25 protein-coding genes are annotated in these 25,803 nt (G+C 64.5%); 12 read left to right on the top strand and 13 right to left on the bottom strand.

Annotated features, from left to right (window positions below):
• The first annotated feature begins 102 nt into the window (after positions 1-102).
• From AB6804_RS22245 to AB6804_RS22235, 3 genes are all read left to right on the top strand, one after another.
• Complete coding sequence (locus AB6804_RS22245) at positions 103-708, top strand: glycosyltransferase family 9 protein (protein ID WP_370888311.1); 606 nt, start codon at positions 103-105, stop codon at positions 706-708.
• A gap of 18 nt (positions 709-726) precedes the next feature.
• A complete protein-coding gene (locus AB6804_RS22240; protein ID WP_167569267.1) occupies positions 727-888 on the top strand; it encodes a hypothetical protein in 162 nt (53 codons plus the stop codon).
• 185 nt (positions 889-1,073) lie between these two features.
• Entirely contained in the window at positions 1,074-2,615 is a 1,542-nt protein-coding gene (locus AB6804_RS22235; RefSeq protein WP_370888376.1) for a methyl-accepting chemotaxis protein, read from the top strand.
• Positions 2,616-2,681: 66 nt separating this feature from the next.
• Here AB6804_RS22235 and AB6804_RS22230 read toward each other — a convergent pair whose 3' ends face one another.
• Positions 2,682-3,881, bottom strand: coding sequence for a M20 aminoacylase family protein (locus AB6804_RS22230; RefSeq protein WP_370888310.1), 1,200 nt, complete (start codon positions 3,879-3,881; stop codon positions 2,682-2,684).
• A 271-nt stretch (positions 3,882-4,152) separates the two neighbouring features.
• Between AB6804_RS22230 and gabT the strand changes: the two genes are divergently transcribed.
• Together gabT and AB6804_RS22220 are read left to right on the top strand one after the other, a co-directional pair.
• Positions 4,153-5,448 (top strand): 4-aminobutyrate--2-oxoglutarate transaminase, encoded by a 1,296-nt coding sequence (gene gabT, locus AB6804_RS22225; RefSeq protein WP_370888309.1) that lies wholly within the window; start codon positions 4,153-4,155, stop codon positions 5,446-5,448.
• Between the two features lie 14 nt (positions 5,449-5,462).
• On the top strand, positions 5,463-6,923 hold the full coding sequence (locus AB6804_RS22220; RefSeq protein WP_370888308.1) for an NAD-dependent succinate-semialdehyde dehydrogenase: 1,461 nt from the start codon (positions 5,463-5,465) through the stop codon (positions 6,921-6,923).
• Positions 6,924-6,926: 3 nt separating this feature from the next.
• Here the strand turns inward: AB6804_RS22220 and AB6804_RS22215 are convergent, their stop codons facing one another.
• Positions 6,927-7,556 (bottom strand): hypothetical protein, encoded by a 630-nt coding sequence (locus AB6804_RS22215; protein WP_370888307.1) that lies wholly within the window; start codon positions 7,554-7,556, stop codon positions 6,927-6,929.
• Positions 7,557-7,807: 251 nt separating this feature from the next.
• Between AB6804_RS22215 and AB6804_RS22210 the strand changes: the two genes are divergently transcribed.
• Positions 7,808-8,983, top strand: coding sequence for a metallophosphoesterase (locus AB6804_RS22210; protein WP_370888306.1), 1,176 nt, complete (start codon positions 7,808-7,810; stop codon positions 8,981-8,983).
• A gap of 230 nt (positions 8,984-9,213) precedes the next feature.
• On the opposite strand, the gene msrB is transcribed toward AB6804_RS22210, so the two are convergent.
• The 3 genes from msrB to AB6804_RS22195 are packed head-to-tail and all read right to left on the bottom strand — an operon-like array spanning position 9,214 to position 11,453.
• The gene (gene msrB / locus AB6804_RS22205) at positions 9,214-9,720 is read right to left on the bottom strand and encodes a peptide-methionine (R)-S-oxide reductase MsrB (protein ID WP_370888305.1); all 507 of its coding nucleotides are present in this window, start codon (positions 9,718-9,720) and stop codon (positions 9,214-9,216) included.
• Positions 9,721-9,768: 48 nt separating this feature from the next.
• On the bottom strand, positions 9,769-10,530 hold the full coding sequence (locus AB6804_RS22200; RefSeq protein ID WP_035967545.1) for an ABC transporter permease: 762 nt from the start codon (positions 10,528-10,530) through the stop codon (positions 9,769-9,771).
• Complete coding sequence (locus AB6804_RS22195; protein ID WP_370888304.1) at positions 10,527-11,453, bottom strand: ABC transporter ATP-binding protein; 927 nt, start codon at positions 11,451-11,453, stop codon at positions 10,527-10,529. Before AB6804_RS22195 ends, AB6804_RS22200 begins: the two co-directional genes overlap by 4 nt.
• 118 nt (positions 11,454-11,571) lie before the next feature.
• On the opposite strand from AB6804_RS22195, the gene AB6804_RS22190 reads away from it, so the two are divergent.
• Positions 11,572-12,051 carry a 2,4'-dihydroxyacetophenone dioxygenase family protein gene (locus AB6804_RS22190; RefSeq protein ID WP_370888303.1) on the top strand — a complete coding sequence of 160 codons (480 nt, stop codon included), beginning with the start codon at positions 11,572-11,574 and terminating at the stop codon, positions 12,049-12,051.
• 55 nt (positions 12,052-12,106) lie between these two features.
• On the top strand, positions 12,107-12,997 hold the full coding sequence (locus AB6804_RS22185; protein WP_370888375.1) for a 3-hydroxybutyryl-CoA dehydrogenase: 891 nt from the start codon (positions 12,107-12,109) through the stop codon (positions 12,995-12,997).
• 13 nt (positions 12,998-13,010) lie between these two features.
• Here AB6804_RS22185 and AB6804_RS22180 read toward each other — a convergent pair whose 3' ends face one another.
• The 3 genes from AB6804_RS22180 to AB6804_RS22170 are packed head-to-tail and all read right to left on the bottom strand — an operon-like array spanning position 13,011 to position 16,004.
• A complete protein-coding gene (locus tag AB6804_RS22180; protein WP_370888302.1) occupies positions 13,011-13,664 on the bottom strand; it encodes an ankyrin repeat domain-containing protein in 654 nt (217 codons plus the stop codon).
• Between the two features lie 10 nt (positions 13,665-13,674).
• A complete protein-coding gene (locus AB6804_RS22175; RefSeq protein WP_370888301.1) occupies positions 13,675-14,253 on the bottom strand; it encodes a cytochrome c in 579 nt (192 codons plus the stop codon).
• Positions 14,253-16,004, bottom strand: a complete 1,752-nt coding sequence (locus AB6804_RS22170; RefSeq protein WP_370888300.1) for a pyrroloquinoline quinone-dependent dehydrogenase — start codon at positions 16,002-16,004, stop codon at positions 14,253-14,255. Before AB6804_RS22170 ends, AB6804_RS22175 begins: the two co-directional genes overlap by 1 nt.
• A gap of 279 nt (positions 16,005-16,283) precedes the next feature.
• Between AB6804_RS22170 and ydiK the strand changes: the two genes are divergently transcribed.
• Positions 16,284-17,456 (top strand): AI-2E family transporter YdiK, encoded by a 1,173-nt coding sequence (gene ydiK / locus AB6804_RS22165; RefSeq protein ID WP_370888299.1) that lies wholly within the window; start codon positions 16,284-16,286, stop codon positions 17,454-17,456.
• Positions 17,457-17,642: 186 nt separating this feature from the next.
• A complete protein-coding gene (locus tag AB6804_RS22160) occupies positions 17,643-18,197 on the top strand; it encodes a DUF6572 domain-containing protein (RefSeq protein ID WP_370888298.1) in 555 nt (184 codons plus the stop codon).
• A gap of 100 nt (positions 18,198-18,297) precedes the next feature.
• Here the strand turns inward: AB6804_RS22160 and AB6804_RS22155 are convergent, their stop codons facing one another.
• The 3 genes from AB6804_RS22155 to AB6804_RS22145 all read right to left on the bottom strand — a co-directional run bounded on the left by AB6804_RS22155 (position 18,298) and on the right by AB6804_RS22145 (position 21,970).
• Positions 18,298-18,999 carry a hypothetical protein gene (locus tag AB6804_RS22155; RefSeq protein WP_370888297.1) on the bottom strand — a complete coding sequence of 234 codons (702 nt, stop codon included), beginning with the start codon at positions 18,997-18,999 and terminating at the stop codon, positions 18,298-18,300.
• A 122-nt stretch (positions 19,000-19,121) separates the two neighbouring features.
• Positions 19,122-20,822 carry an AMP-binding protein gene (locus AB6804_RS22150; RefSeq protein ID WP_370888296.1) on the bottom strand — a complete coding sequence of 567 codons (1,701 nt, stop codon included), beginning with the start codon at positions 20,820-20,822 and terminating at the stop codon, positions 19,122-19,124.
• Between the two features lie 14 nt (positions 20,823-20,836).
• Positions 20,837-21,970, bottom strand: coding sequence for an acyl-CoA dehydrogenase family protein (locus tag AB6804_RS22145; RefSeq protein ID WP_370888374.1), 1,134 nt, complete (start codon positions 21,968-21,970; stop codon positions 20,837-20,839).
• A 172-nt stretch (positions 21,971-22,142) separates the two neighbouring features.
• Between AB6804_RS22145 and AB6804_RS22140 the strand changes: the two genes are divergently transcribed.
• Positions 22,143-22,304 (top strand): hypothetical protein, encoded by a 162-nt coding sequence (locus AB6804_RS22140; protein ID WP_167569266.1) that lies wholly within the window; start codon positions 22,143-22,145, stop codon positions 22,302-22,304.
• A gap of 9 nt (positions 22,305-22,313) precedes the next feature.
• On the opposite strand, the gene AB6804_RS22135 is transcribed toward AB6804_RS22140, so the two are convergent.
• On the bottom strand, positions 22,314-22,991 hold the full coding sequence (locus AB6804_RS22135; RefSeq protein ID WP_370888295.1) for a hypothetical protein: 678 nt from the start codon (positions 22,989-22,991) through the stop codon (positions 22,314-22,316).
• Between the two features lie 250 nt (positions 22,992-23,241).
• Positions 23,242-24,537: an MFS family transporter gene (locus AB6804_RS22130; protein WP_370888294.1), complete on the bottom strand. Its 1,296-nt coding sequence runs from the start codon at positions 24,535-24,537 to the stop codon at positions 23,242-23,244.
• 236 nt (positions 24,538-24,773) lie between these two features.
• Here AB6804_RS22130 and AB6804_RS22125 point away from each other — a divergent pair, with 236 nt between their 5' ends.
• Positions 24,774-25,796, top strand: coding sequence for a DUF2891 domain-containing protein (locus AB6804_RS22125; protein WP_370888293.1), 1,023 nt, complete (start codon positions 24,774-24,776; stop codon positions 25,794-25,796).
• Positions 25,797-25,803 lie beyond the last annotated feature (7 nt).

Genomic DNA, 25,803 nt, shown 5'->3' with positions numbered 1-25,803 from the left:
TCGATAGGCACGACGCGTGCTGCTTCCTATGCCTCCAATCCGCCCGTCTCGCGCAGTTTGCAATGCGCAAGACACGAGGCCACGCCAATTGCAGGAGTCAGGATGCGAGCCAATCCGTTTTTCCCGTTAGCCGATGCGTTGTCCCCCGAACGGCCGCTCGCTCCAGGGCTGATCCCGGATTCGCCGTGCGCGCCGCCCTCCGACGATGCGCTGTCCGACGCGCAATACAACGCGCTCGTCGCGTTTCACGGCATCGAACGGGAGCGGCTGGTGCTGATTCACCCGGGCAGTCACCACGACGCGCCCGCGTGGGCCGCCGAGCAATACGCCGATGTGGCCGACCAGCTTGCCGCCGACGGCTGGCAGATTGCGATCATCGGCGACGCGCCCGATCCCGAGCGCACCGCCGGCGTGCTCGGCGCGATGCAGACCGCCGCGCTCTTTCTGGCGGGCGCCGTCGCGCCGCGCACGCTGCCGCGCCTGATCGCCGATGCGCAACTCCTGCTTTCCGACGATGCCGCCGCGCCCTCGCCCGTCGCGGTGGCGCGCGCGCTGGGCACGCCGCATATCGTGCTGGACGAACATCCGCGCGACACCGCGGCGGACGCGATCACCAGCCGCGCCCGCGCCGAACTCTCCGACGTGGAGCACGCGCATCCCGGCCGTCCTTTCACGCTGCACATGCCGGCCGCACACGACGCGGTCTGATTTCTTGCGGGAGCCACGATGAAATACGACATGCAGACCAGTCCCGTCCCCGATCCGATCGCGGATCCGAACCGCGACCCGGAAGCCGATCCGCTCACGCCGCCGTCGCCGGGGCATCGTCCGGATGAACCGCAGCATCCCGACGCGCCGCCGGACAAGGATCCGATACATCGTTTCTGAGCGCGCGCCGCCCGCCTGCCCGCTTCCCATCGGGTATTCCCCGTCTCAATCCCGCCCGCCTTGCGCCGTAAAGCAGCCATGCGGCGGCGCACGCCGTCGCATCGTCGATACACCACAAGACAACGTGACACACAAACGTGACGGCAAGGTCACGTAACGGAAGAGCGGGCGCACACATGAACGGAATGACCCTCAACAGAAAGCTCGGCTCGCTGATCGCAGTGCTGTGGATCGGCCTGATTGCCATCGGCGTGATCGGGGCGTGGCAGAACCGGACGTCGATGATCGACGACCGCAGGGAGCAGCTCAAATCGCTCGTCGGCGAAGCGCACGCGATCGTGTCGCATTACGCGGCGCTCGCGGCCAACAAGACGCTTACCGAAGACGACGCGAAAAAGCGCGCGCTCGAAGCCGTCGGCGCGATCCGCTACGGCACGGACGGCTATCTGTCCATCAACGATTCGCGTCCAACGATGGTCATGCACCCCATCAAGCCCGCGATGAACGGCCAGAACCTCGCGTCCTACACCGATCCGGCGGGCAACCGCCTGTTCGTCGACATCGTCAAGGCGGGCGATCAGCCGGGCGGCGGCTTCGTCAGCTACCTCTGGTCGAAGCCGGGCAGCGACAAGCCGGTGCCGAAGCTCTCCTATGCGCAGCGGTTTGCGCCGTGGGACTGGTACGTCGTCACCGGCATGTACATGAACGACGTCGAGAGCGCCTTCTATGCCAGCGCGCTCCGCTGGCTCGGGGTCACCGCGCTCCTCGGCGCGGCGGCAACGGTTGCGATGCTCGTCGTCCTGCGCAGCATCAAGCGCAATCTCGGCGGCGAACTGGAGCTGGCGGTCGGCGCGGCGCATCGCATCGCGGGCGGTGATCTGACTGCGCCCGTGGACGTGCGTCCGGGCGATACGACGAGCCTTCTCCACGCCCTTTCGACGATGCAGCGCGGGCTCGTGGAAACCGTCTCGCGCGTGCGCAACGGCACCGAGAACATCAACGTGGGCGCGTCCGAAATCGCGGCGGGCAACACCGATCTGTCGCAACGCACCGAGGAACAGGCGGCGGCGCTCGTGCAGACAGCGTCGAGCATGGATGAGATGACCGCGAACGTGAAGAACAACGCCGAGAGCGCGGCGCAAGCGGCGCGCCTCGCGGAACAGGCGGCGGACGTGGCGACACGCGGCAGCGGCGTGGTCGACGACGTGATCCACACGATGACGCGCATCACCGAAAGCTCGCAGCAGATCGGCGACATCATCGGCGTGATCGACGGCATTGCGTTCCAGACCAACATTCTCGCGCTGAATGCGGCCGTCGAAGCGGCGCGCGCCGGCGAACAGGGACGCGGCTTCGCGGTCGTCGCGGCGGAAGTGCGCAGCCTCGCGCAACGATCGGCGACGGCGGCCAAGGAGATCAAGGCGCTCATCGAAACGTCGACGCAGACGGTGCGGGAGGGCGCGTCGCTCGTCTCGAACGCGGGCGCGACGATGGGCGAGATCGTGCAGTCGGTGCGGCGCGTGAACGAAATTCTCGACGAGATCAGCAACGCGTCGCGCGAGCAGAGCGCCGGCATCGAACAGGTGAATCGTGCCGTCGTGGAGATGGATCAGGTGACGCAGCAGAATGCCGCGCTGGTCGAAGAAGCCGCCGCCGCCGCGCATTCGCTAAAGGATCAGGCCGACGGGCTGCGCGAGGCGATCGGGAGTTTCAGGCTTCCCGCTTGATGCAACCGGCGCGATGCGCGAGGCGGCGAGCCTCGCGCATCGGTGCCTGGCGAGCCGGCAGCGGTTTCACGCCGCCAGCCACCGTTCCACCAGCCGCGCCCAGTACGCCGCGCCGACCGGCAGATTCTTGTCGTTGAAGTCGTAATGCGGGTTATGCACCATGCAGCCGTCCTCGCCCGCGCCGTTGCCGATGCGCAGGAACGTCCCCGGCCGCTCCTGCAGCATGAACGCGAAGTCCTCGCTGCCCATCAGCAGATCCGCGTGCGGGACGACGTTCTCCTCCCCCACCAGCTCGCGCGCCACCTGCGCCGCAAATTCCGTTTCGGCATCCGAATTGACGACGACCGGATAGCCTTCCACATACGACACCGTCGCCCTCGCGCCGTAACTCGCGGCCTGCGCTTCCACGAGTTCGCCGATGCGCCGCTTGAGGAGCTCGCGCACCTGCGGGCTGAACGAACGCACCGACAGTTCGAGCGTCGCGCGATTCGGAATGACGTTGTTGACCGTGCCCGCGTGCATCGAGCCGACCGTGACGACCGCCGGTTGCGCCGGATCAACGTTGCGCGCAACGATCGTCTGCAAGGCCATCACGATGCTCGCCGTCACGACGACTGGATCGACCGAAAGATGCGGGCGCGCCGCATGCCCGCCGACGCCTTCGATCACGATCGACACCTGATCGCCCGCCGCCATGAACGGCCCCTTGCGGAACAGGAAGGTGCCCGGTTGCGCACCGGGATGGTTGTGGACGCCGAAGACGGCATCGCAATGAAAGCGGTCGAACAGGCCCTCTTCGATCATCCGTTGCGCGCCGCTCGGCACGCCATGCTCTTCCGCCGGCTGGAAATACAGATGCACCGTGCCGTTGAAGCGGCGTGTGCGCGCGAGATGACGGGCCGCGCCGAGCAGCATCGTCGTATGGCCGTCGTGGCCGCACGCGTGCATCTTGCCGTGCGTTTCACTGGCGTACGGCTTGCCGGTCTGCTCGATGATCGGCAGCGCGTCCATGTCCGCGCGCAAGCCGATGCTCTTCGTCCCCTCGCCCGCCTTCAGCGTGCCGACCACGCCCGTCCCGCCGACGCCGCGCGTCACCTGCCATCCCCACTCTTCGAGCTTGCCCGCGACCAGCGCGGCGGTGCGCGTCTCTTCGTAAGACAGCTCCGGATGACGATGGATGTCGTGGCGAATGTCGCGCAGCGACGGCGCGTCGTCGGAAAGATCGGCGATTTCGGTAAAGCGGTGATGGGACGAAACGGTCGTCATGGAAAGGCCCCTGCTGAAAAAGGATGCGCGGCGCGGCGTGAAAGGCGCACATGATCCTCCACTCGCGCGCCGCTTGCCAGTTCCACCAACCGTTCTGTGCTTTTTTCACACGTTGCCGACGCAAAAACGCCGCAAATGGCTCCCCCGCCTTTTCTGAAATGGCTCTGAGCGGCAGAGCCAAATCTGACTATAGTCGGCGTTATATCGCGGCTGCCGTCGCGATGAACCTCAAAACGAGCGCCGCGCCGATGCGGTTAAAGGAGATTTCGCCGTGAATGCCCCTCTCAAGAACGCCGATCTGCAAGCCCGCAAAAACGCCGCGACACCGCGCGGCATGGGCGTCATGTGCGATTTCTACGCGGCACGCGCCGAGAACGCGGAACTGTGGGACGTCGAAGGCCGGCGCTTCATCGATTTCGCGGCGGGCATCGCCGTGTGCAATACGGGGCATCGGCATCCGAAGATCGTCGAGGCGATCCGCGCACAGCTCGATTGCTTCACGCACACCGCCTATCAGATCGTGCCGTACGAATCCTACGTGTCGCTCGCCGAAAAGATCAGCGCGCGGGCGCCGGGCCGGCATCCGAAGAAAACCGCGTTCTTCACGACGGGCGCGGAAGCCGTCGAAAACGCCGTGAAGATCGCGCGCGCGGCGACCGGGCGGCCCGCCGTCATCGCCTTTACGGGCGGCTTTCACGGACGCACGCTGATGGGCATGGCGCTGACCGGCAAGGTCGCGCCGTACAAGATCGGCTTCGGGCCGTTCCCGTCGGATGTCTATCACGCGCCGTTCCCGAACCCGCTGCATGGCGTGTCCGTCGACGACTCGCTGCGCGCCATCGGCCATCTCTTCAAGGCCGACGTGGAAGCGAAGCGCGTCGCCGCGATCATCTTCGAGCCGGTGCAGGGCGAAGGCGGCTTCAATCCCGCGCCGCCGGAGTTCGTGCGCGGTCTGCGCGATATCTGCGATGAACACGGCATCCTGCTGATCGCCGACGAAGTGCAGACCGGCTTCGCGCGCACCGGCAAGCTGTTCGCGATGGAGCATTACGACGTCGCACCCGATCTGATGACGATCGCGAAGAGCCTCGCGGGCGGCATGCCGCTATCGGGCGTCGTCGGTCGCGCGGACGTGATGGACGCCGCCGCGCCCGGCGGTCTCGGCGGCACGTATGCAGGCAATCCGCTGGCGGTGGCGGCGGCGCACGCGGTGCTCGACATCATCGACGAGGAAGCGTTGTGTGAGCGCGCCGTCGCGCTCGGCGACCGGCTGAAGGCCAAGCTCGACACGCTGAAACGCGACGTGCCGCATATCGCCGATGTGCGCGGCCCCGGCGCGATGATCGCCGTCGAATTCTGCAAGCCCGGCACGCGCGAAGCCGACGCCGACTACGCGAAGCGCGTCCAGACGCGCGCGCTCGAACGCGGCTTGTTGCTGCTGGTGTGCGGCGTGTACGGCAATGTCGTGCGCTTCCTGTTCCCGCTGACGATCCAGCAGGAAGTCTTCGACGAAGCGCTGGGCATTCTCGAAGACGCGCTGCGCGACAAGATCGGCGCGGCAGCCTGAACGAAGGACACGACATGAGCCTCCACGATCAACTCAAGGACGCGGCGCTGCTGCGTCACGAAGCCTATATCGACGGCGAATGGCGGCACGCCGACGACCGCGCCACGTTGGAAGTGCGCGATCCGTCGAACGGCGAATCGCTCGGCCAGGTTCCCCGGATGGGCGCGGCAGAAACGCGCCGCGCGATCGAAGCCGCGAACGCCGCGTGGCCAGCGTGGCGCGCGACGACGGCCAAGGAACGCGCGGCCATCATGCGCCGCTGGTACGACCTGATGATGGAACACGCCGACGATCTCGCGCTGATCCTCACGACGGAGCAAGGCAAGCCGCTCGCCGAAGCGAAAGGCGAGATCGGTTACGCGGCATCGTTCATCGAATGGTTCGCGGAAGAAGGCAAGCGCGTGGCGGGCGATACGCTCGCCACGCCCGCCGCCGACAAGCGCATCGTCGTGACCAAAGAGCCGATTGGCGTTTGCGCGGCCATCACGCCGTGGAATTTCCCGGCCGCGATGATCACGCGCAAGGTCGGCCCGGCGCTCGCGGCAGGCTGTCCGATCGTCGTGAAACCGGCCGAGGCCACGCCGTTCACCGCGCTGGCGCTCGCGGTGCTTGCCGAGCGCGCGGGCGTGCCGAAGGGCGTGCTGAGCATCGTCACCGGCGACCCGAAAGCGATCGGCGGCGAGATGACGAGCAACCCGATCGTGCGCAAGCTGTCGTTCACCGGATCGACGGCGATCGGGCGTCTCCTGATGGCGCAAAGCGCGCCGACGGTCAAGAAAGTGACGCTGGAACTGGGCGGAAACGCGCCGTTCATCGTGTTCGACGACGCCGATCTCGACGCCGCCGTGCAAGGCGCGATTGCGTCGAAGTATCGCAACAGCGGGCAGACGTGCGTATGCACGAATCGCTTCTATGTCCACGAGCGCGTCTACGATGCGTTCGCACGCAAGATGGCCGACGCCGTCGCCGGGCTGAAGGTCGGGCGCGGCACGGAAAGCGGCGTTGCGCTCGGTCCACTGATCAACGAGGCGGCGGTCAGGAAAGTCGAATCGCATATCGACGATGCGCTCGCCAAAGGCGCATCGGTGGCGGCGGGCGGCAAGCGTCATGCGCTCGGCCACGGCTTTTTCGAGCCGACCGTGCTGACCGGCGTCACGCCGGACATGCTGATCGCGAAGGAAGAGACCTTCGGGCCGCTCGCGCCGCTTTTCCGCTTCTCGACCGATGAAGAAGTCGTCCGCCTCGCCAACGACACCGAGTTCGGGCTCGCCGCCTACTTCTACAGCCGCGACGTCGGCCGCGTGTGGCGCGTGGCGGAGGCGCTCGAGTACGGCATGGTCGGCATCAACACCGGGCTGATCTCGAACGAAGTCGCGCCGTTTGGCGGCGTCAAGCAGTCGGGACTGGGCCGCGAAGGATCGCACTACGGCATCGACGATTACCTCGTCATCAAGTATCTGTGCATCGCGGTGTGACCGTCATTTAGCGGCATTGGCGGCGTCCGCGGGCGTGACTCTCACGGCCGCCGCCGAGACGAACACCGCGTGGACGGTATCGCCCTTCTTCAACTGCTTCGCATCGAAGTCCGGCGGATAGTCCAGCGTTTCAGTGCGCCACGGTCCGCGCAACGTGACCGTGCGCTGCTTCTTGTCGATCTTCTCGACCGTCGCGAGCACCTCGACCCGTCGCGACGACTCGAAACCGCTCACGCCGCCTGCCTCCGACGCCGGCCTGTACGTCTGCGTATCGACGCGTTTGCGCACGCCCGTGTCGCTGCCGGCGACTTTATCGGCGGTCACGAGCAGCGCGTTCTTGTACAGCACGTCCACCTTGTCGCCGACGCGAAGCTGGTCGAAGTTCGTCACCTGCTTGTCGACGAGCACGGTGGCATCGCGATGCGGGCCGCGCAGCGTCACCATCCGGCTCGACGAATCGATACCGGTGATGGTCGCCTGAACGTGAATCGGCGGCGCGGCGGCAATCACCTGCTGCGACAGTTTGTTGAGATCGTCGTTGCCTTGCGCGAATGCCGTCACGCCGAATGCAGCGATGGACGTCGAAACGAGCATCGAAAGTGCGCGCCGTTTCATGCTCATCTTCTTGTTCATGGTCACCGGCTCCCTTCGACATGTGCAGTGCCAAGCATTCAATATCACGTTGTCGCGGCGGTGAACATCGAATCGCGCTATGCATCGGGCGCGGACCAGAGAAATGTCTAATCGATTGTGAAACATCGTTCATCGCGATGTCATTCATATCGACTACGGCGTGAAATCAGGTGAAACGGTAGAATCAGCTGCTGGCGGAACGGTGCGGCCAAGCGCGTTGCCGCCGTCTCTTCGACCTCCACAGGGGCGCTATGCGACGTTCCGCATTCTTTCTCCGTTTCATCGGTATCGGCGTCTTGTTTCATCTCTACGTGGGTGTGCGGCTCATTCCCGCCGCGCCCGTCGGCATGCCGCTCAAGGTGCTGGCGGCGGCGCTGCTCGTCGCGTCGCTCGTGCTGATTCCGCTCGGAATGATGGCGCGCAACATCGAACCGCAGTCGCTGGCGGACCGCCTCGCATGGTTCGGCCTCACCGCACTCGGGTTCTTCTCGTCGCTGCTCTTGCTGACTTTCGCCCGCGACCTGTTGCTTTTCGCCGTGCATCTCGTCGACTGGCTGCGCGGTGCGCCGATCGGCTCGCCCGCGCTCGTCGCCTATAGCGCGCTGGCGGTGCCGCTTCTAGCAGTGCTCTCGTCCGCGATCGGCTTCTACAACGCGCGGCGGCGCGCGCCGGTCGTCAGCGTCGACGTGCCGATCGACGGCCTGCCCGCCGCGCTCAATGGCTTCACCATCGTGCAGATCAGCGACATTCACGTCGGCCCGACGATCAAGCGGCATTACGTGGAGCGCATCGTCGCGGCGGTGAACGGGCTTGCGCCGGACGTGATCGCCGTGACAGGCGATGTCGTCGACGGCGCCGTGCCGAGTCTTGCCGACCACACGCGCCCGCTCGGACAACTGAGCGCGCGCCACGGCGCGTTTCTCGTCACCGGCAATCACGAGTACTACTCGGGCGCGGACAAGTGGATCGCCGAGTTTCGGCGGCTCGGTCTCAACGTGCTGCTGAACCAGCACGTGGTGCTGGACCACGATGGCGCGCGGGCCGTGATTGCGGGCGTCACCGATTACGGCGCGGGCAGCTTCGATCCCGCGCATCAAAGCGATCCGGCCAAGGCGATCAGCGGCGCACCCGCCGACGCCGCCGTGCGCGTCCTGCTCGCGCATCAGCCGCGCAGCGCGACCGCCGCCGCCGAAGCGGGCTTCACGTTGCAGCTGTCGGGGCATACGCACGGCGGCCAGTTCCTGCCGTGGAATTTCTTCGTGCGCCTGCAGCAGCCGTTCGTCGCGGGACTCGTGAAGTTCAAGGGGCTTTGGGTGTACACGAGCCGCGGAACGGGCTATTGGGGACCGCCGAAACGGCTCGGTGCGCCTTCGGAAATCACGCGCGTGCGGCTGGTTACGCCGGCGGCGCAGGACGTCAGAGGATGACGAGCGGATGATGAGCAGATGACTGCCGGAGGAAGTGGACGCGCGCCGCATGACGCGCGTCCTGCGCTTGGGGCAAAGCGCGACGTTCGACCACGGGAATGAACGAACGCCCTTCATCGACAAGCGGGAATCCCGTCGACGAAGCACCCACAAGTTAAAGAATCAGGGCCGCAGCGACCACTAGAAAACTCTGAAAAATTAGCTGCTTCAGGTCAGCCCTATTGACTTCCTCAGGTCTGCCGAAACAGCAGCGCCGCGCCATTGATGCAATATCGCAAGCCGGTTGGCTTCGGGCCGTCGTCGAAGACATGGCCCAGATGACCGCCGCAGCGCCGGCAGTGCACTTCGTTGGCGAGGGTGACGGCTGACTCGCTCGCATGCGTGGCGACGGCGCCATCGAGCGGCTTCCAGAAACTCGGCCAGCCGGTGCCGCTATCGAACTTCGCTTTGGACGAGAAAAGCGGCAGGCCGCATCCCGCGCACGCGAAGCGGCCATCGCGCCGTTCGTGCAGAAGCGGACTGGCGAACGGCGGCTCGGTCGCGCCACGCCGGAGCACGCGATACTGCTCGCTCGACAGCCTTCTGCGCCACTGCGCCTGAGTGTGCCCGATCTCGTACGACGTATCCGGGCCCGTGCGCACCGCCGCCGCACGGACATGCCACGGAGCGACTCCGCTCGCGAACGTGGCGGCCATCGCGCCGAGAAAACTGCGTTTCGTGCGTCTCATGACTTTCATCGGATGAACGCCTCCTGTTTTCCCGCCGCGCCGGCGCGAGCCATTGCATCACGCCTTCAGCCGATACCCCGTCTTGAAGATCCACGCGACGATCGCGATAAAAACCGCGAGGAATACGAGCGTCATCGCAAGGCTTATGCCGACGTCGACATCGGCAAGGCCGTAGAAGCTCCAGCGAAAGCCGCTGATCAGGTAGACGACCGGATTGAACAGCGCGACCGTCTTCCAGAACGGCGGCAGGATGTTGATCGAGTAGAAGCTGCCGCCGAGGAACGTGAGCGGCGTGACGATCAGAAGCGGAATGATCTGCAGTTTCTCGAATCCGTCCGCCCATATCCCGATGATGAACCCGAGCAGGCTGAACGTCACCGATGTCAGCAGCAGGAACAGGATCATCCACGCCGGATGGTCGATGCGCAGCGGCACGAATAGCCGCGCAGTCGCGAGGATGATGAGGCCGAGGATGATGGACTTGGTTGCCGCCGCCCCGACGTAGCTCACGACGAGTTCGAGATACGACACCGGCGCGGACAGCAGTTCGTAGATCGTGCCGGTGAATCTTGGAAAGTAGATGCCGAAAGACGCATTGGCGATACTTTGCGTGAGCAGCGAGAGCATCACGAGGCCGGGCACGATGAACGCGCCATAGCCGATGCCGTCCACCTCCGGAATGCGCGAGCCGATGGCCGCTCCGAACACGACGAAGTAAAGCGAAGTGGAGATGACGGGCGAGACGATGCTCTGCATCAGCGTGCGGCCGGCGCGCGCCATCTCGAAGCGGTAAATTGCGCGTACTGCGTGTAGATTCATTTGGCTTCCCTGACGAGGCTCACGAAGATGTCTTCCAGCGAGCTTTGCGTCGTTTGCAGGTCTTTGAAACGCACGCCGGCTTCATCGACATGGCGCAGGAGCGCAATGATGCGGCCCGGCTCGTCGTGTGCGTCGTACGTATAGGTGAGTTCCGCGCCATTCGCGGACAGCGTGAGCGCGTAAGGCGCGAGCGCGGCGGGAATCGCCGCGAGCGGCTGTTCGAGTTGCAGCGTCAGCTTCTTCTGCCCGAGCTTGCGCATCAGTTCGGCCTTCTCTTCGACCAGCACGATCTCGCCGCGATTGATGACGCCGATGCGGTCCGCCATCTCCTCGGCTTCCTCGATGTAATGCGTCGTGAGGATGATGGTCACGCCGTTCGCCTTCAGTTCGCGCACGAGGTTCCACATGTCGCGGCGCAACTCGACGTCGACGCCGGCCGTGGGCTCGTCGAGAAAGAGAATCTCCGGCTCGTGCGCGAGCGCCTTCGCGATCAGCACGCGCCGCTTCATGCCGCCCGACAGCGTCATGATCCTGTTGTCCTTCTTGCTCCACAGCGACAGCGACTTCAGCACCTTCTCGATATGCGCCGGGTCCGGCGCGCGCCCGAACAGGCCACGGCTGAACGAGACGGTCGCCCAGACGGTTTCGAAGGCGTCGGTCGTCAATTCCTGCGGCACGAGGCCGATCATCGCGCGGGCGGGGCGATAGTCGGCGACGATATCGTGACCCGCGACGGTGATCGTGCCCTGGCTCGCGCGCACGATGCCGCAGACGGTGGAGATCAGGGTCGTCTTGCCTGCTCCGTTCGGGCCGAGCAGCGCGAAAATTTCGCCGCGGCGAATCTCCAGATTGACGTCCTTGAGCGCGGAAAAGCCCGACGCGTAGGTCTTGTAAAGGTTTGATATAGCGATGATGTTCGGCATGGCGTGGACGATAGCAGATAGCGCGCCAATCGGCTGGAATGGAAGGGGTCGTCCGAATGGCCGATGTTCGCGTCCCGCGCGGCTGCATAAAATGAGCGGTCAGACATAAGGAGCCGCCATGTTGTTCGAACAGATTCAGACCGCGTGCATCAACGACGCGGACCTGCCCTGGATACCCTTCACGCCCTATAGCGAGCGGGTGCTCGTCAAATACTTCAAGCTCGATCCGATTCGCGGCGAAACCATCGCGCTGCTAAAAGCGCCTGCGAAAGGCCAGATGCCGCGTCATCGGCACACCGGCACGGTCATCGTTTATACGGTCGAGGGGCGATGGAAGTATCGCGAGCACGAGTGGATCGCGGAGACAGGAAGCATCGTGTACGAGACGGCCGGCTCGGCGCATACGCCCGAAGCCGTCGCGCCGCTCGACGGGCCGGGCGATATCGTCACGCTCAACATCATTCAGGGCGAACTCGTTTTCACCGATGAAAACGGCCGCACGCTCGCCACTGAAGACTGGCGCAGCGGCTGGAACCGATACGCGGGCTACTGCCGCACGCATGGCCTGACGCCGCGCGACCTGACGGCGTTCGGATAGCGCGCGGCTCGCCCGATGCCGCCCGCAGCACGGCAGGCGTCGCTTGCTGCGTAAAATCAGGCGTCGCATTCAATCAACGGACAGGAGCAGGTCAATGAGCATTCAGACTGTCGGTATCGTCGGGGCGGGAACGATGGGCAACGGCATTGCGCAGGTCGCGGCCGTCGCGGGGTTGAAGGTCGTGATGATCGATGTCACCGACGCCGCGCTCGAGAAAGGCGTCGCCACGCTGACGAACAGCCTCGCGCGGCTCGTCTCGAAGGACAAGCTCGATGCCGCTATGCGGGACGCCGCCATCGCGCGCATCGAAACATCGACCGATTACGCGCGTCTTGCCGAAGGCGACATCGTCATCGAAGCCGCGACCGAGAACACCGAGCTGAAGCAGCGCATCCTGAAGCAGATCGAAGCCGCCGCGCGGCCCGATGCGATCATCGCGACGAATACTTCGTCCATTTCCATCACCGCGCTCGGCGCGACGCTCGCCGAGCCGGGGCGCTTCATCGGCATGCACTTCTTCAATCCGGTGCCGCTCCTGCCGCTCGTCGAAGTGATACGCGGCGTGCGAACCAGCGACGAAACCGCGGCGACCGTGCGCGCGCTGACCGAGACGCTCGACAAGTCGCCGATCGGCGTGCGCAATTCGCCGGGTTTCGTGGTCAACCGCATTCTCGTGCCGATGATCAACGAAGCGTTCTTCGTGCTCTATGAGGGCATCGCGACGGCCGAAGAGATCGACGCGGGCATGAAACTCGGCGCGAATCATCCGATTGGCCCGCTCGCGCTGGCGGATCTGATCGGCCTGGACGTGTGCCTTTCGGTGATGGACGTGCTGTATCGGGACTTCGCGGACTCGAAGTATCGCGCGTGCCCGATGCTGCGCGAATACGTCGCGGCCGGGCGGCTCGGGCGCAAGACGCGGCAAGGCGTGTATCGCTACGAGTGAACGGCGCAGGCGGTCAGGGATTCGGCAGCAGCGTGGCGACGTGTTCCGAATGCGTCTGCTGCGCGATATCGCGCGCCGTCATGCCGCGGTCGTCGCGCAACGCGGGGTTCGCGCCGCGAGCGAGGAGCATGGATGCGGTCTGCGCCTGGTCGTAGCCCGCCGCCCACATGAGCGCCGTTAGATGATTGCGATAGACGGCGTTCACATCGACGCCCGCATCGAGCAGACGTTGGACGATCGCCGTATGGCCGCGCCCCGCCGCGTATTCCATCGCGGTCTTGCCGATGCGGTCGGTCGCGGCGACATCCGCGTGACGCGCGAGCAGCAGTGCGGCGATTTCATCGTTGCCGTCGAACGCAGCGGCCATCAGGGGCGTGATGCCCTGCACGTCGGCCTGATTTACGTTCGCGCCGCGCTCGATCAGCATGCGCGCCATTGGCGTAAGGCCCTTCTTGCATGCGCTGATGAGCGGCGTATCGCCGATGCGGTTGCGCGAGTCGATTGACGCGCCTTCGTCGAGCAACTGCGCAACCGCGTTTGGATCGCCGCTGCGGGCGGCCGCGAGCAGGCGCTCGTTGCGCACGTAGGCATCGTCGTCGGCGAAAGCGGGCGTGAGCGTCGTCGCCATGGCGAACGCGAGAAAGACGATGAGCGGGACGCGGTTCATCGACGGACCGCTATTGCAAATTGGCGATGTAGTTCGCCAGATTCTCGATGTCCGCGTCGGTCAGCGTCTTCGTCACGCTCGTCATGTTGCCCGCGTCGTTGGTGCGGTTCTTCGCGCGGAAATCCTGCAACTGCTTGACGATGTACGCGTACTGCTGCCCCGCCACGCGCGGCATCTCGTTCTGGCCCGTGAAGCCGCCGAGATGGCACATCGTGCAGAGTAGTTCCTCCGACTTCTTGCGGCCGGCGTCGACTTTCACCGCGTCGGCCTTGAAGTCGGTCGCGACGAGTTTTTGCGAGGCGAAGTAATCGGCGAGATCGTGCATGTCATCGGGTGAGAGATTCGCGGCCATCGGCGACATGCGTGGATCGCTGCGGCGGCCCGCCTTGAAGTCGCGCAACTGAAGATAAAGATAGCGCGCGGTCTGTCCCGCAAGCGACGGATATTCGCCGGTCGTCGAATTGCCCGTCAGCCCGTGACACGCCGAGCAGACGGCGGCCTTCGTCGCCCCGGCTTGTGCATCCGCAAAGGCGACCGACGGCAGCCACAGCGCCGCGCAGCAAGCCCACATCACGCGCAGGTTTCGCATCACGGCAACGCAAACACGAGCACGCTATTGCCGCGCTTGTAGTCGAGTTGCGTGTTGCCGCCCGCTGCGACCGCGATGTACTGCTTGCCGTTGACCATGTACGACACCGCCGGCGCGTTGACGCCCGCGCCGCACTGGAATTCCCACAGCTTGCGGCCGCTGGCGGCGTCGAACGCGCGAAAGAGGCCGTTGCCTTCGCCGTTGAACACGAGCCCGCCCGCCGTCGCGAGCACGCCGCCGATCAACGGCTGATCCGTCTTGTAGCCCCAGGCGAGCTTGCCGGTATCGACATTCACCGCAACCAGCCGGCCCCATTGCTGCTCCGACGGAATCACCTTGAACGCGCCGCCGAGCCATATCTTGCCGCCCGGATACGCGGCTTCCTCGACCTGATAGGTCATCGGCTGATGCAGGTTCGCCGCGTACGCCATGCGCGTTTTCGGGCTGAAGGCCATCGGCGACCATTCGACGCCGCCGTTCGCGCCGGGCAGCATGCGCGCGCCGGTCGAAGTCGGTAGGGTCCACACGCCTTCCTGCGGAATCATCGCTTCCGACACGCGGATCAGATGCCCGTCGCGCCGGTCGTGCACGTAGACGAAGCCGGTCTTGCCGCCGTGAATGATGCCCGGAATAGTCCGGCCGTTCTCGTCCTTCACGTCGATCAGAATCGGCGGACTAACGGCATCAAGGTCCCAGACGTCGTGCGCGATGTACTGGTAGTGCCACTTGTACTTGCCGCTGTCGAGATCGATGGCGACGAGCGAATCGGTGTACAGATTGTCGCCGGGACGGATCGCGCCATACAGATCCGGCGATGGATTGCCGACGACGAAGTACACGGTGCGCGTCGCGCGATCGACCGACGGCGCCATCCATACGCCGCCGCCGAGCGTCTTGTAGAAGTCGCCGCCCTTCTGGGCGAGCGACTGTTTCTCCCCGGCGATGTCGCGCTTCATGTTGCGGCCGACCGCGTCGTTTTCTGCCCAGACGCCTTCGCTGCCGGTTTCGGGAATCGTATAGAACGTCCATAGCAGCTGGCCGGAGGTCGCGTCGTATGCCTTGACGAAGCCGCGTATGCCGTATTCGCCGCCGTTGGTGCCGATCAGCACCTTGCCGTCGACGACCACGGGGGCCATCGTTTCGGAATAGCCTTCTTCGGGATCGGCAATCTGTGTCGACCAGACCACATTGCCGGTTTTCGCATCCAGCGCGACGAGCTTCGCGTCGAGCGTGCCCATGAAGAGACGATCGCCGGAAATCGCCACGCCACGATTATTCGGCCCGCAACAGAAGGTCGTGACCGGTCCCATCTTGTGCTTGTAATGCCAGAATTCCTTGCCGGTGACGGCATCGATCGCATAGACGTGGTTGTAGGACGTGGTCAGGAACATCACGCCGTTGGTGACGATCGGCGCGGTTTCCATCGATTCCATCACCGCCGTCTGAAAAATGAACACCGGCTTGAGCTTCGCGACGTTCGCGGCGGTGATCTGCGATGCCGGCGCATAGCGCATCTGACCGTACGATCCGTTCGAATGCAGCCACGATGCGCGATCGTTCGCGGCGGCATCGAGTTGCGACTGCGAGACCGCTTGTAACGCCGCGGGTATCGGCGAAGCCTGCGTCGTGTTGGCGTTCTGAATCTCGTCGGCGGCGCGCGATGCGGGCGATGCGAGCATCGTCAAAGCGCCAAAAGCGACAGGAAGAAGCGGAAGGAGCGGGGCAAGCGACGTACGGGAAAAACCGGCCATGACAGTCTCCCAAATTGTTCTTGTTGTGGGCCGGGACATGCGTTGCCCTCTCCTGCGCCCGGAAGAAGCATAGGCAATTTAAGGGGGCATTTCCAGCGTTGCGCATTGACGTGTGCGGGCGGTAACCGTCTGCAGTTTCGAGTACTATCGATCGCATGCCGTATCATGCCGCCGGTCGTTCACAAGACGCTGCTTGCCCGCGCGCGCGCTTTGGCTTATCGCTTGATGCATGCGCCGCGCTTGTCGCACCCTCCGCATTCATCACGAAACACACGCGCCATGTCAACTCCATCTAACGGGCAGCCGGATTTCAATCCGCGCCAGCCGATCGATATCGCCCGCATCCTGCTTCTCATCGCGATCCTGCTCGCGCTGACGATCGGCAGCTTGTATATCCTGCGGCCGTTCATTCCCGGCATCATCTGGGCGACGACGATCGTCATCGCCACGTGGCCGCTGATGCTCGCGGTGCAGCACCGGTGCGGCAACCGCCGCTGGATCGCGACGACGGTGATGCTGCTCGGACTGCTGATCGTCATCGTCCTGCCGCTTTATCAGGCCATCTCGACGCTCGCGCTGCATGCCGGCGACATCATGTCTGCGATCAAGAGCCTGCCGACTTACGCGCTGCCTCCGCCGCCCTCCTGGGTGCGCGACGTGCCGCTCGTCGGTCAGCGCGTCACGACCGAATGGCAATCGCTCTCCGATGCCGGCCCCGGCGGGCTGCTCGCGAAGCTCGAACCGTATGCGACCGTCGCCGCGCGATGGATGCTGTCGCACGCGGCCGTCGTCGGCGTGTTCGTCGTTCACATGCTCATTACGCTCATCATCTCGGGCATTCTGTACAGTCGCGGCGAAGCGGCGGGAAGCTTCGTCGTGCGCTTTGCCACGCGCATCGCGGGACAGCGCGGCGCGGGGGCGATCAAGCTCGCGGGCCTTGCGATCCGCGCAGTGGCGCTCGGCATTGTCGTGACGGCAGTCACGCAGTCGGCGCTCGGCGGCATCGGCCTGTTCGTTGCGGGCGTGCCGGCGGCGGGCATCATCACCGCCGTCATGCTGATGTTGTGCCTCGCGCAGATCGGGCCGCTGCTGCCGCTGCTCGGCGGCGTCGCCTGGCTGTTCTGGCATGGCTCCCATGTGGCGGCGGCGTTGCTGCTCGTGTGGTCTCTGATGATCGCCATGCTCGACAATTTCCTGAGACCGCTCCTGATTCAGCGCGGCGTCAATCTGTCCATGCTGTTGATTCTGTCGGGCGTGCTTGGCGGCATGTTCGCATTCGGAATAGTCGGATTGTTTATAGGACCCGTGATTTTGGCCGTTACGTCGGCCATTCTAAATGCCTGGATCAACGAGCAACCGCCGACTGCGCAGACCGCCGCACTGAATAACGAAGAAAACGCGAAACCCACGCTGGATCAAGGTCTCGCCGACGCGACACGGCGTCTTCCGTGATTATCTCAATAATGTTTTCGACCAGCCGAATATCGGGATTTAGGAATAGTTCGAATCCGAATTCGGAGTGGTACGAAAAACGCCCGTTGCTCGTTGTACACAGTGTTTCACGGTTTTCCGGGGCAACAAAACCGTTACAATGCATCTCTTTGATATCTGCCCACTTTAGGGCGTAGGGGAATGACCATGTCTTTGCGCGACGTGGACGTCATCGATTACATCGGGATCAATATCCTGTTCAGGCAAGTATATGTCGGCATTTTCGATGACCTCGACTGGCAAGACGAACAATTGCATCAGGACTTACTGACGAAGAAAATCGACCACTACACCCGATATATTCGCTCGGGTAAATTGCTGTTGAATTATCCGAACGTTCGCGGCTACGAAATCGTCGTCGAATATGTCTCGATGCAAGCCATGACGCCTTCCGCCGTTATGTTCTGGAAGACCCGCGAGGAACTTCTTCGCGGCGCCGGTTATGCCGTGCGGACCCGTGGCGTCGATGTGCGGCGCTCGCTGGGCTTGAGCGTTGAAGAAGGCGTTGGGACGACGGTCGCAACGGATGCGAACGAACTCGTCGAGCCGCCTGAACTCGAAGTGCTGGACGCCGAACCTCAAACGCAGTTCTCCGAGGTCACAGAAGTTTCGTTTCTATCGCCGCTCGCACGACCGCCGCGCCGGGGGCAAACCTTGCCGCTGCTCAACCGGTTGGCGATTCGCCGCACGGCGATGATGTAAGCGCGAACAGCGCAAACGCATCGAGGCGATGCGACCAACAACAGCAAACCGGCGAGCCCATGAAGCTCGCCGATTTTTTTCGCGCATGCGCCGCAAACGCCTATTGGCCCGCGCCCAACGCGGATGCTGCGATGGCCGGCACCGAAATGCCGTTGGTCTTCGCGTACTGCACCGCCTGTGTCAACGTCCGCACGAGCGATTGCAACTGCCCCGGCGCGGACTGCGCGATATAGGACGCCGCCTGCGCCGTCCCCGGATTCGTCCCCGCCTGAAGCAGCGATGACATGTTCATCGAGTTCTTCACCGCGCCGAGGTCCGACTGCAAGCCCGCGTATTGCTTGACGCCCTGCCCGAGCGACGCGAGTCCATCTGTGAAAGTTTGCTTGCTGGCGGCAGTCGGCGGCGTGGCCGCGTTGCTGGAGAACGCCCGCATCAGCGATTGCGAAACGCTCTGCTGCGTCCCGCCTAGTTGCGACAGCACGCTCGCACTCGGCACGCCGCCGCTCGACGCGCCCGATAGCAAGCCCGCTGCCGATTGCGCCTGACTCGCGACGCTCGACATGCCCATCGCCGATGCCAGGCTCGATTGCCCCGTCAGCACTTGCTGATTCGCGCCGAGATAGTTCTGTACGAGCGAACTGAGCGCGGACGGTTGCGCCGCGGCGGTGTCGCCAGTCGACTCGGATTTGCTGCCAAAGCCGAATTGTTGAAGGTTGATCTGTGCATAAGACGCGGCCGGGGCCGCGAGCGCACCTGCGAGGCTGGCCGTCAGAAGCGCGATCCGTAGCGAGCGATTCGGCATGTCGGGTTCCTCCCTGAATTGATCCGACGTGAATGGTGCCGATTCGACTCGCGGTCCTTCAGACGGTTCGCCGCGTTACATTTGCTTTCGATTTGCGCCTCGAGCCGACACGCTCGTGCGCATCATTTCGCCGGCTCACGCAGTTCCGGAAAGTCTTCTTCCCAAAACTCGTTTTCGGCTCGCTCGCTGTCTTGCGCGCGCCCCGCTTCGTGCCTGCGCAAGTCGACGCGCCGGATCTTGCCCGAAATGGTCTTCGGCAATTCCGCGAATTGAAGCCGACGGATGCGCTTGTAAGGCGCAAGCCGCTCGCGCGAGAACGCGAATACGCTGCGCGCCACGTCCGGGCCGATGGTGAACCCATGACGCAGTGTCACGAACGCCTTCGGCACGGACAAGCGCAATGTGTCCGGGCTCGGCACGACTGCCGCTTCCGCGATCGCCTCGTGTTCGATCAACACACTTTCAAGCTCGAATGGGCTCAGGCGGTAATCGGACGACTTGAAGACGTCATCGGCGCGGCCGATATACGTGAAATATCCGTCCGCGCCGCGCGCCGCGACATCGGACGTGCGATAGAAGCCGCCGCGCATCGCGTTTTCGGTCGCGGCGGGGTTGTCTGCGTAACCGGTCATCAGGCCGAGCGGCGGCGGATCGAGTGACAGCGCGATCTCGCCTTCGTCGGCGCTCTGGCCGTCCGGATCGAGCAGCGCCACGCGATAACCCGGCAGCGGACGCCCCATCGAACCGGGCACGAGCCGCTGGCCGGGCGAATTCGCAATCTGCGCGGTGGTTTCCGTCTGGCCGTAGCCGTCGCGAATCGGCACGCCCCACGCCGCCTGCACCCGCTCGACGACTTCCGGATTGAGCGGCTCCCCTGCCCCGACGATCTCGCGCAGCTTCACGCGATACGACGCGAGCGGCTCCTGGACGAGCATCCGCCAGACGGTCGGCGGTGCGCAAAGCGTGGTGACTTCGTATTGCACGAGCGCATCCAGCGTGCGAGCGGCGTCGAAGCGGCCGAAGTTATAGATGAACACGCACGCCTCCGCGTTCCACGGCGCAAAAAAGCAGCTCCACGCGTGCTTCGCCCAGCCGGGGGAACTGATGTTCCAGTGGACGTCGCCGGGCTGAAGGCCGATCCAGTACATCGTCGAGAGATGCCCGACCGGATAACTCTCGTGCGTATGCGCAACGAGCTTCGGTTTCGACGTCGTGCCGGAGGTGAAGTACAACAGATACGGATCGCGCGCATTCGTTTCGCCATCCGAAGCGAATTCTGGCGAGGCGCCGTATGCATCGTCATAGGCGAGCCAGCCTTCACTCGCCCCGCCCACGGACAGCCGCACGCCAGGAAGGTCGATGCCGTCGAACTTGTGCGCCTCGCTCGCCTCCGCGACGACATGCTGAACCTGCCCCAGCGCGATGCGCTCGCGCACGTCGCCGCCCGCTAGCTGCGTCGTGGCTGGCAGCACGATTGCGCCGAGCTTCATCGCCGCGAGCATCGTTTCCCATAGCTCGACGCGGTTCGGCAGCATCAGCAGGATGCGCTCGCCGCGCTGCACATTCAACGCGCGCAGGTGATTCGCAACCCGCGCGGAACGCTCGCTCATCTGCGCGAACGAGAGCCGCGTCTCGTCGCCGCTTTCGCTTACGATGCGCAAGGCGGGCGCATCGTTGCCGCGCGCCATCGCGTCGAAGTAATCGAGCGCCCAGTTGAACTGGTCCTGCGCGGGCCATTGAAAGTCGCGATACGCGGTGTCGTAATCGGTGCGATGACGCAGTAGAAAGTCTCTGGCTTCGATGAACGGCTCGGCACGGCTCATAGCGTCTCCCTCGCTCAAACGTTTCGCGCGATCACCATCCGCTGCACTTCGCTCGTTCCCTCGTAAATCTGCGTGATACGGGCATCGCGATAATGCCGCTCCACCGGATAGTCCTGCAAATAGCCGTATCCGCCGTGAATCTGGATCGCGTCGGAACATACGCGCTCGGCCATCTCCGATGCGAAGAGCTTCGCCTGCGATGCCTCCGACAGGCACGGCACGCCCTCGGTCCGCATGCGCGCCGCGTGCAGCACGAGCAGCCGCGCCGCGTTGATTTGCGTCTGCATGTCCGCGAGCATGTTGGCAACCGACTGATGCTCGATGATCGGCTTGCCGAACTGCACGCGCTCGCGCGCATAGGCTCGGGCCGCATCGAAGGCCGCGCGCGCGATGCCGAGCGCCTGCGCCGCGATCCCGATACGTCCGCCTTCCAGATTCGACAGCGCGATCTTCAGCCCCTCGCCGCGCTCGCCGAGCAGATTGGCGGCGGGAATGGCGCAATCGTCGAAGGTGATCGGGCAGGTATCCGATGCGCGAATGCCGAGCTTGTGCTCGGGCGGCCCGACGTTGAAGCCCGGCGTACTGGTCGGCACGATGAACGCCGAAATGCCGCGCTTGCCGAGTTCCGGGTCCGTCACCGCGAAGACGATCGCCACGCCCGCGCGCCGCCCGTTCGTCACGAACTGCTTGCTGCCGGAGATGATCCACTGGCCGTCGCGCTCGACGGCGCGCACGCGCAGGTTGTTCGCCTCGGAACCCGCGTGCGGCTCCGTCAGGCAGAACGCGCCGATTACTTCGCCGCTCGCGAGCTTCGGCAGCCACTCGGCCTTTTGCGCATCGCCGCCGTAGGCGAGGATCGGGCCGCAGCCGACGGAGTTGTGCACGCTCATCAGCGTCGCGCAGGAGGCGCAGCCGGCGGCGATCTCTTCCATCGCGAGGGCATAGGCGGTGTAGTCGCTGTAGGTGCCGCCGAAGTCGCCCGGCACGATCATGCCGAGCAGCCCGAGTTCGCCGAGCTGCCGGACGACGGCGTCGGGAAGCGCGCCGTCCTTGTCCCACTGGCCCGCGTTCGGCGCGAGCACTTCGACCGAGAACTGGCGCGCCGCGTCGCGGATCATGCGCTGCTCTTCGGTGAGAAAACTGTCGATCATGGTTGAACCCGGTGATGGTCTCGTGTGACCAGAACGATCACGCGAACCGCGCGCTTTCGCCACCTAGTGACAACCCGAATGGGTAAGACCGACGTGCGCTGCCCGGCGCGCACCCTGGAAGAAAGACTGCGATATATTGAGACACCTCAACCTGCGCCCGGAGGACACCATGACGCAGTCACCGCACGACGCACCGAACAAGCCCGCACAGCCCGCGAGCGACGACGATTTGCTGGACGAGGCGCTCGACGAAACCTTCCCGGCCAGCGATCCGATCGCGGTCCACCCGGAACGCAAATCCAAGGACGACGGGCAAGCGCCCAAGAAGTGAATAGCGGCGTCAGTAGACGTCGTTGGAATCCGGCTCGTCAGGCGAGCTCAGCAAGGCGACGAGTTTTTCGACGTGCTGATGCAGCAGCTTGACGTGCTTGTCGATCTGTTCGAGCCGGCCGGACAGATCCGCCTTTGCCGCTTCGCTCATGCGCTCCGACGCGATGAGCTCGTCGGCCTTCGGCAGCATGGGCTCGACCTGCAACAATCCGAGCTGGCGCTCGAGACGCCGCAGATCCTGCGACAGCAATTCGCGATTCTTTCTGAATAACAGATCGCGCCGATTCACTTCGGCCTGCTGCTGGGCAAGATCGGCGACGCGCCGCGTGGCCTCGGTTTGCGACAGCAGCGGCTCCGGGCCGCGAAGCACCGAACGCTTCGGCGCGGGATGCGCGGTGCCGCGAAACACCGCGAACGGCCGTTCCTCGTCCAGTGCGCGCCTGACTTCGGAGGGCACGTCGGCGGACGAGCGGCGCTCGTCCATCCAGTGCGGCGGCAGTCCCGACACCAGTTCGATCCCGCGCACGAACTCTTCGTTGAAATCCCGCTGCCCCGCGACGATCAGTTTCATGAACGACGGCGAGAAGTTCATCATGCGCGCGAGCCGCGCCGCGCCGCCGGCCGAGCCGGTCAGCACGTTCAAATTCGCTCGCCAGACGACAAATAACGTTTCGTCGAAATCTTCCATGGACAGGCTCCTGGCAGACCGGTACGCCCGAATGCGCTCTTCGCCAAGGCGCGCGACGAAGCCGCGCGCATGTGTATCCTGTTTCCGATTGCCGCTGTGCGCCGCATCCGGCGCGCCTTCTAACGGTACATACCGCATAAAACACCATACTACCGTCAACGGCAAGCGGCGCGCGTGACCGAAGTCCGCGCGCCGCCCGCCCGATTCAACCGATTACGCCAGACAGCCGACGCCGCCCGCGTGATAACCCTTACGGCTCGTTGCGCAAATAGCCTTCCTTGCTCGGGTCCATCATTCTCCACGACACGATGAGCGAGATTGCGCACATCACGGTCACATACCAATAGAACGCCGATTCATGCCCGACGTTCTTCAAAAACAGCGCGACGTATTCGGCCGATCCGCCGAAAATCGCGTTAGCCACCGCATACGACAGCCCGACGCCCAGCGCGCGCACTTCCGGCGGAAACATCTCGGCTTTGATGAGGCCGCTGATGGATGTATAAAAGCTCACGATCGCGAGCGCCACCACGACGAGCACGAACGCCATGACCGGACTCGTCACGTCGCGCAGCGCGTGCAGCAGCGGCACCGTGCCGATGGTCGCGAACGCGCCGAAGAACAGCATCGACCGGCGACGCCCGATGCGGTCGGACAACGCGCCGAACAGCGGCTGCAGCAGCATGTAAACAAAGAGCGCAGCGGTCATCACGTTGCTGGCGGTCTTGGCGTGCATGCCCGCCGTGTTGACCAGATACTTCTGCATGTACGTGGTGAACGTATAGAAAATCAGCGATCCGCCTGCCGTGAAGCCGACCACCGTCAGGAACGCTTTCTTGTGCTGCATGAGACCGGCGAGCGTGCCCGCTTCCTTGCGTTCGCGGGTTTCGGCGGTCGTGGTTTCGTCGAGCGAACGGCGCAGATAAAGCGACACGAGCGCCGCGCACGCGCCGATGAAAAACGGCACGCGCCAGCCCCACGCCTTCAGTTCTTCCGTCGACAAGAAAAGCTGGAGGACGACGAGCACGAGCAGCGCGGCGAGTTGTCCGCCGATCAACGTCACGTACTGAAACGATGCGAAGAAGCCGCGGCGTCCGCGCAACGCGACTTCACTCATGTACGTGGCGCTCGTGCCGTATTCGCCGCCCACCGACAAGCCCTGAAAGAGCCGTGCCATCAGAAGCAGCACGGGCGCCCATGCGCCGATGGTCGCGTACGTCGGCAGGAAGGCGATGACGAGCGAGCCGCCGCACATCATCAGCACGGAGATCATCATCGCGTTTCGGCGGCCGTGCTTGTCGGCGATGCGGCCGAACAGCCATCCGCCGATGGGGCGCATCAGGAAGCCCGCCGCGAACACGCCGGCCGTGTTCAGCAACTGCGTGGTCGGATTGCCGCTCGGGAAGAACGCCGCCGAGAAATACAGTGCGAGGAATGAGTAGATATAGAAGTCGAACCATTCGACGAGATTGCCCGACGATGCCCCGACGATGGCGAACACGCGTCGCCGGGTGTCCTCTGCGGTGTAGATGGGAAGGTCGCTCATGATGTGCTCAACTTATTTGTCTCAACGGATCACAAACCCGGCGCGTGGGCCCCGGAACGGCACGCTCTGTCGGCGTTCGGGCGCAAGTTTAAACGACGCATCCGCGATCGGCGCGCGCATCGTGCGCTGAAAGACCCGCGCGTAGGTGATTACCCCGACGCGCATTTCCCGCCGCTTTATCGATAACGTCTCATGCTAGATTTCTGTCCCGCTCCACCGATCACCGCGAGGTGCGCATGAACAAGCAGAATGCGACGGCGCTGGACGCCGCGCTGGCATCGAAATTCGCGCAGGTTGCGCTGGGTCATCTGACGCGCGAATACCCGAACAAGCTCGATCACGTGCTGGCAAGCGCCGCCGATGCGCAAAGCCCGCGCGCCTTGCATCCGATCTTCTACGGCAGCTTCGACTGGCATTCGTGCGTGCATGGTTACTGGCTGATCGCGCGTCTCTACGACCGCTTCCCGGATCTGCCCGAAGCCGCCCGCATTCGCGCTGTCATCGACGAGCATTTCACCGCGGCCAACGTCGCCGCCGAAGTCGCCTACTTGCAGCGCCCGGCGTCGCGCGGCTTCGAGCGGCCCTACGGCTGGGCGTGGCTCCTCGCGCTCGCCGGGCAGCTCCGGTCGATGAAGTCGGACGACGGCGCGCGCTGGGCCCGCACGCTGCAACCGCTCGCGGATGCGTTCGTCGAGCGCTTCAAGGACTTCCTGCCGAAATCGACGTATCCGCTTCGCGTCGGCACGCACTTCAACATGGCGTTCGCGCTGACGCTTTCGCTCGGCTACGCGCGCATCGCCGGCGATGCGGACTTCGCGCGCCTGCTCGAAGCAACCGCGATGCGCTGGTTCGCGAACGATGTCGCGTGCCAGGCGTGGGAGCCGGCCGGCGACGAGTTCCTCTCGCCGTCGCTGATGGAAGCGGTACTGATGCGTCACGTGCTGCCGGCGGAGCGCTTCGCCGGCTGGTTCGATGCGTTCCTGCCGAATCTCGACCGTCGCGAGCCCGCGACGCTTTTCGTTCCCGCGACCGTCACCGATCGCAGTGACGGCAAGCTCGCGCATCTCGACGGCCTCAATCTGAGCCGCGCGTGGTGCCAACGGACGATCGCGCGGGCGCTGCCTGCCGGCGATGCGCGCATCGCCGTTCTGGAAGCGGCGGCCGAGGCGCATCTGGCGTCGGGCATTGCGCATGTCGCCGGGGATTACATGGGCGAGCACTGGCTCGCGACCTTCGCGCTGCTCGCGCTCGAAGCGTGAGCGAACT

The organism is Caballeronia sp. RCC_10 (assembly GCF_041360715.1).
Classification (GTDB): domain Bacteria; phylum Pseudomonadota; class Gammaproteobacteria; order Burkholderiales; family Burkholderiaceae; genus Caballeronia; species Caballeronia grimmiae.
Note: the sequence above shows the minus strand (reverse complement) of the source record. Positions and strands in the feature narration are given on the sequence as shown.

Coding starts and splice junctions, on each gene's coding strand:
- AB6804_RS22135 (WP_370888295.1), bottom strand. CDS start 22,991: ATGGAAGATTTCGACGAAACGTTATTTGTCGTCTGGCGAGCGAATTTG.
- AB6804_RS22215 (WP_370888307.1), bottom strand. CDS start 7,556: ATGAACAAGAAGATGAGCATGAAACGGCGCGCACTTTCGATGCTCGTT.
- AB6804_RS22235 (WP_370888376.1), top strand. CDS start 1,074: ATGACCCTCAACAGAAAGCTCGGCTCGCTGATCGCAGTGCTGTGGATC.
- AB6804_RS22160 (WP_370888298.1), top strand. CDS start 17,643: ATGTCTTTGCGCGACGTGGACGTCATCGATTACATCGGGATCAATATC.
- AB6804_RS22190 (WP_370888303.1), top strand. CDS start 11,572: ATGTTGTTCGAACAGATTCAGACCGCGTGCATCAACGACGCGGACCTG.
- AB6804_RS22170 (WP_370888300.1), bottom strand. CDS start 16,004: ATGGCCGGTTTTTCCCGTACGTCGCTTGCCCCGCTCCTTCCGCTTCTT.
- AB6804_RS22140 (WP_167569266.1), top strand. CDS start 22,143: ATGACGCAGTCACCGCACGACGCACCGAACAAGCCCGCACAGCCCGCG.
- AB6804_RS22220 (WP_370888308.1), top strand. CDS start 5,463: ATGAGCCTCCACGATCAACTCAAGGACGCGGCGCTGCTGCGTCACGAA.
- AB6804_RS22240 (WP_167569267.1), top strand. CDS start 727: ATGAAATACGACATGCAGACCAGTCCCGTCCCCGATCCGATCGCGGAT.
- AB6804_RS22175 (WP_370888301.1), bottom strand. CDS start 14,253: ATGCGAAACCTGCGCGTGATGTGGGCTTGCTGCGCGGCGCTGTGGCTG.
- AB6804_RS22195 (WP_370888304.1), bottom strand. CDS start 11,453: ATGCCGAACATCATCGCTATATCAAACCTTTACAAGACCTACGCGTCG.
- ydiK (WP_370888299.1), top strand. CDS start 16,284: ATGTCAACTCCATCTAACGGGCAGCCGGATTTCAATCCGCGCCAGCCG.
- AB6804_RS22245 (WP_370888311.1), top strand. CDS start 103: ATGCGAGCCAATCCGTTTTTCCCGTTAGCCGATGCGTTGTCCCCCGAA.
- AB6804_RS22180 (WP_370888302.1), bottom strand. CDS start 13,664: ATGAACCGCGTCCCGCTCATCGTCTTTCTCGCGTTCGCCATGGCGACG.
- AB6804_RS22130 (WP_370888294.1), bottom strand. CDS start 24,537: ATGAGCGACCTTCCCATCTACACCGCAGAGGACACCCGGCGACGCGTG.
- AB6804_RS22200 (WP_035967545.1), bottom strand. CDS start 10,530: ATGAATCTACACGCAGTACGCGCAATTTACCGCTTCGAGATGGCGCGC.
- AB6804_RS22155 (WP_370888297.1), bottom strand. CDS start 18,999: ATGCCGAATCGCTCGCTACGGATCGCGCTTCTGACGGCCAGCCTCGCA.
- AB6804_RS22230 (WP_370888310.1), bottom strand. CDS start 3,881: ATGACGACCGTTTCGTCCCATCACCGCTTTACCGAAATCGCCGATCTT.
- AB6804_RS22150 (WP_370888296.1), bottom strand. CDS start 20,822: ATGAGCCGTGCCGAGCCGTTCATCGAAGCCAGAGACTTTCTACTGCGT.
- msrB (WP_370888305.1), bottom strand. CDS start 9,720: ATGAAAGTCATGAGACGCACGAAACGCAGTTTTCTCGGCGCGATGGCC.
- AB6804_RS22210 (WP_370888306.1), top strand. CDS start 7,808: ATGCGACGTTCCGCATTCTTTCTCCGTTTCATCGGTATCGGCGTCTTG.
- AB6804_RS22125 (WP_370888293.1), top strand. CDS start 24,774: ATGAACAAGCAGAATGCGACGGCGCTGGACGCCGCGCTGGCATCGAAA.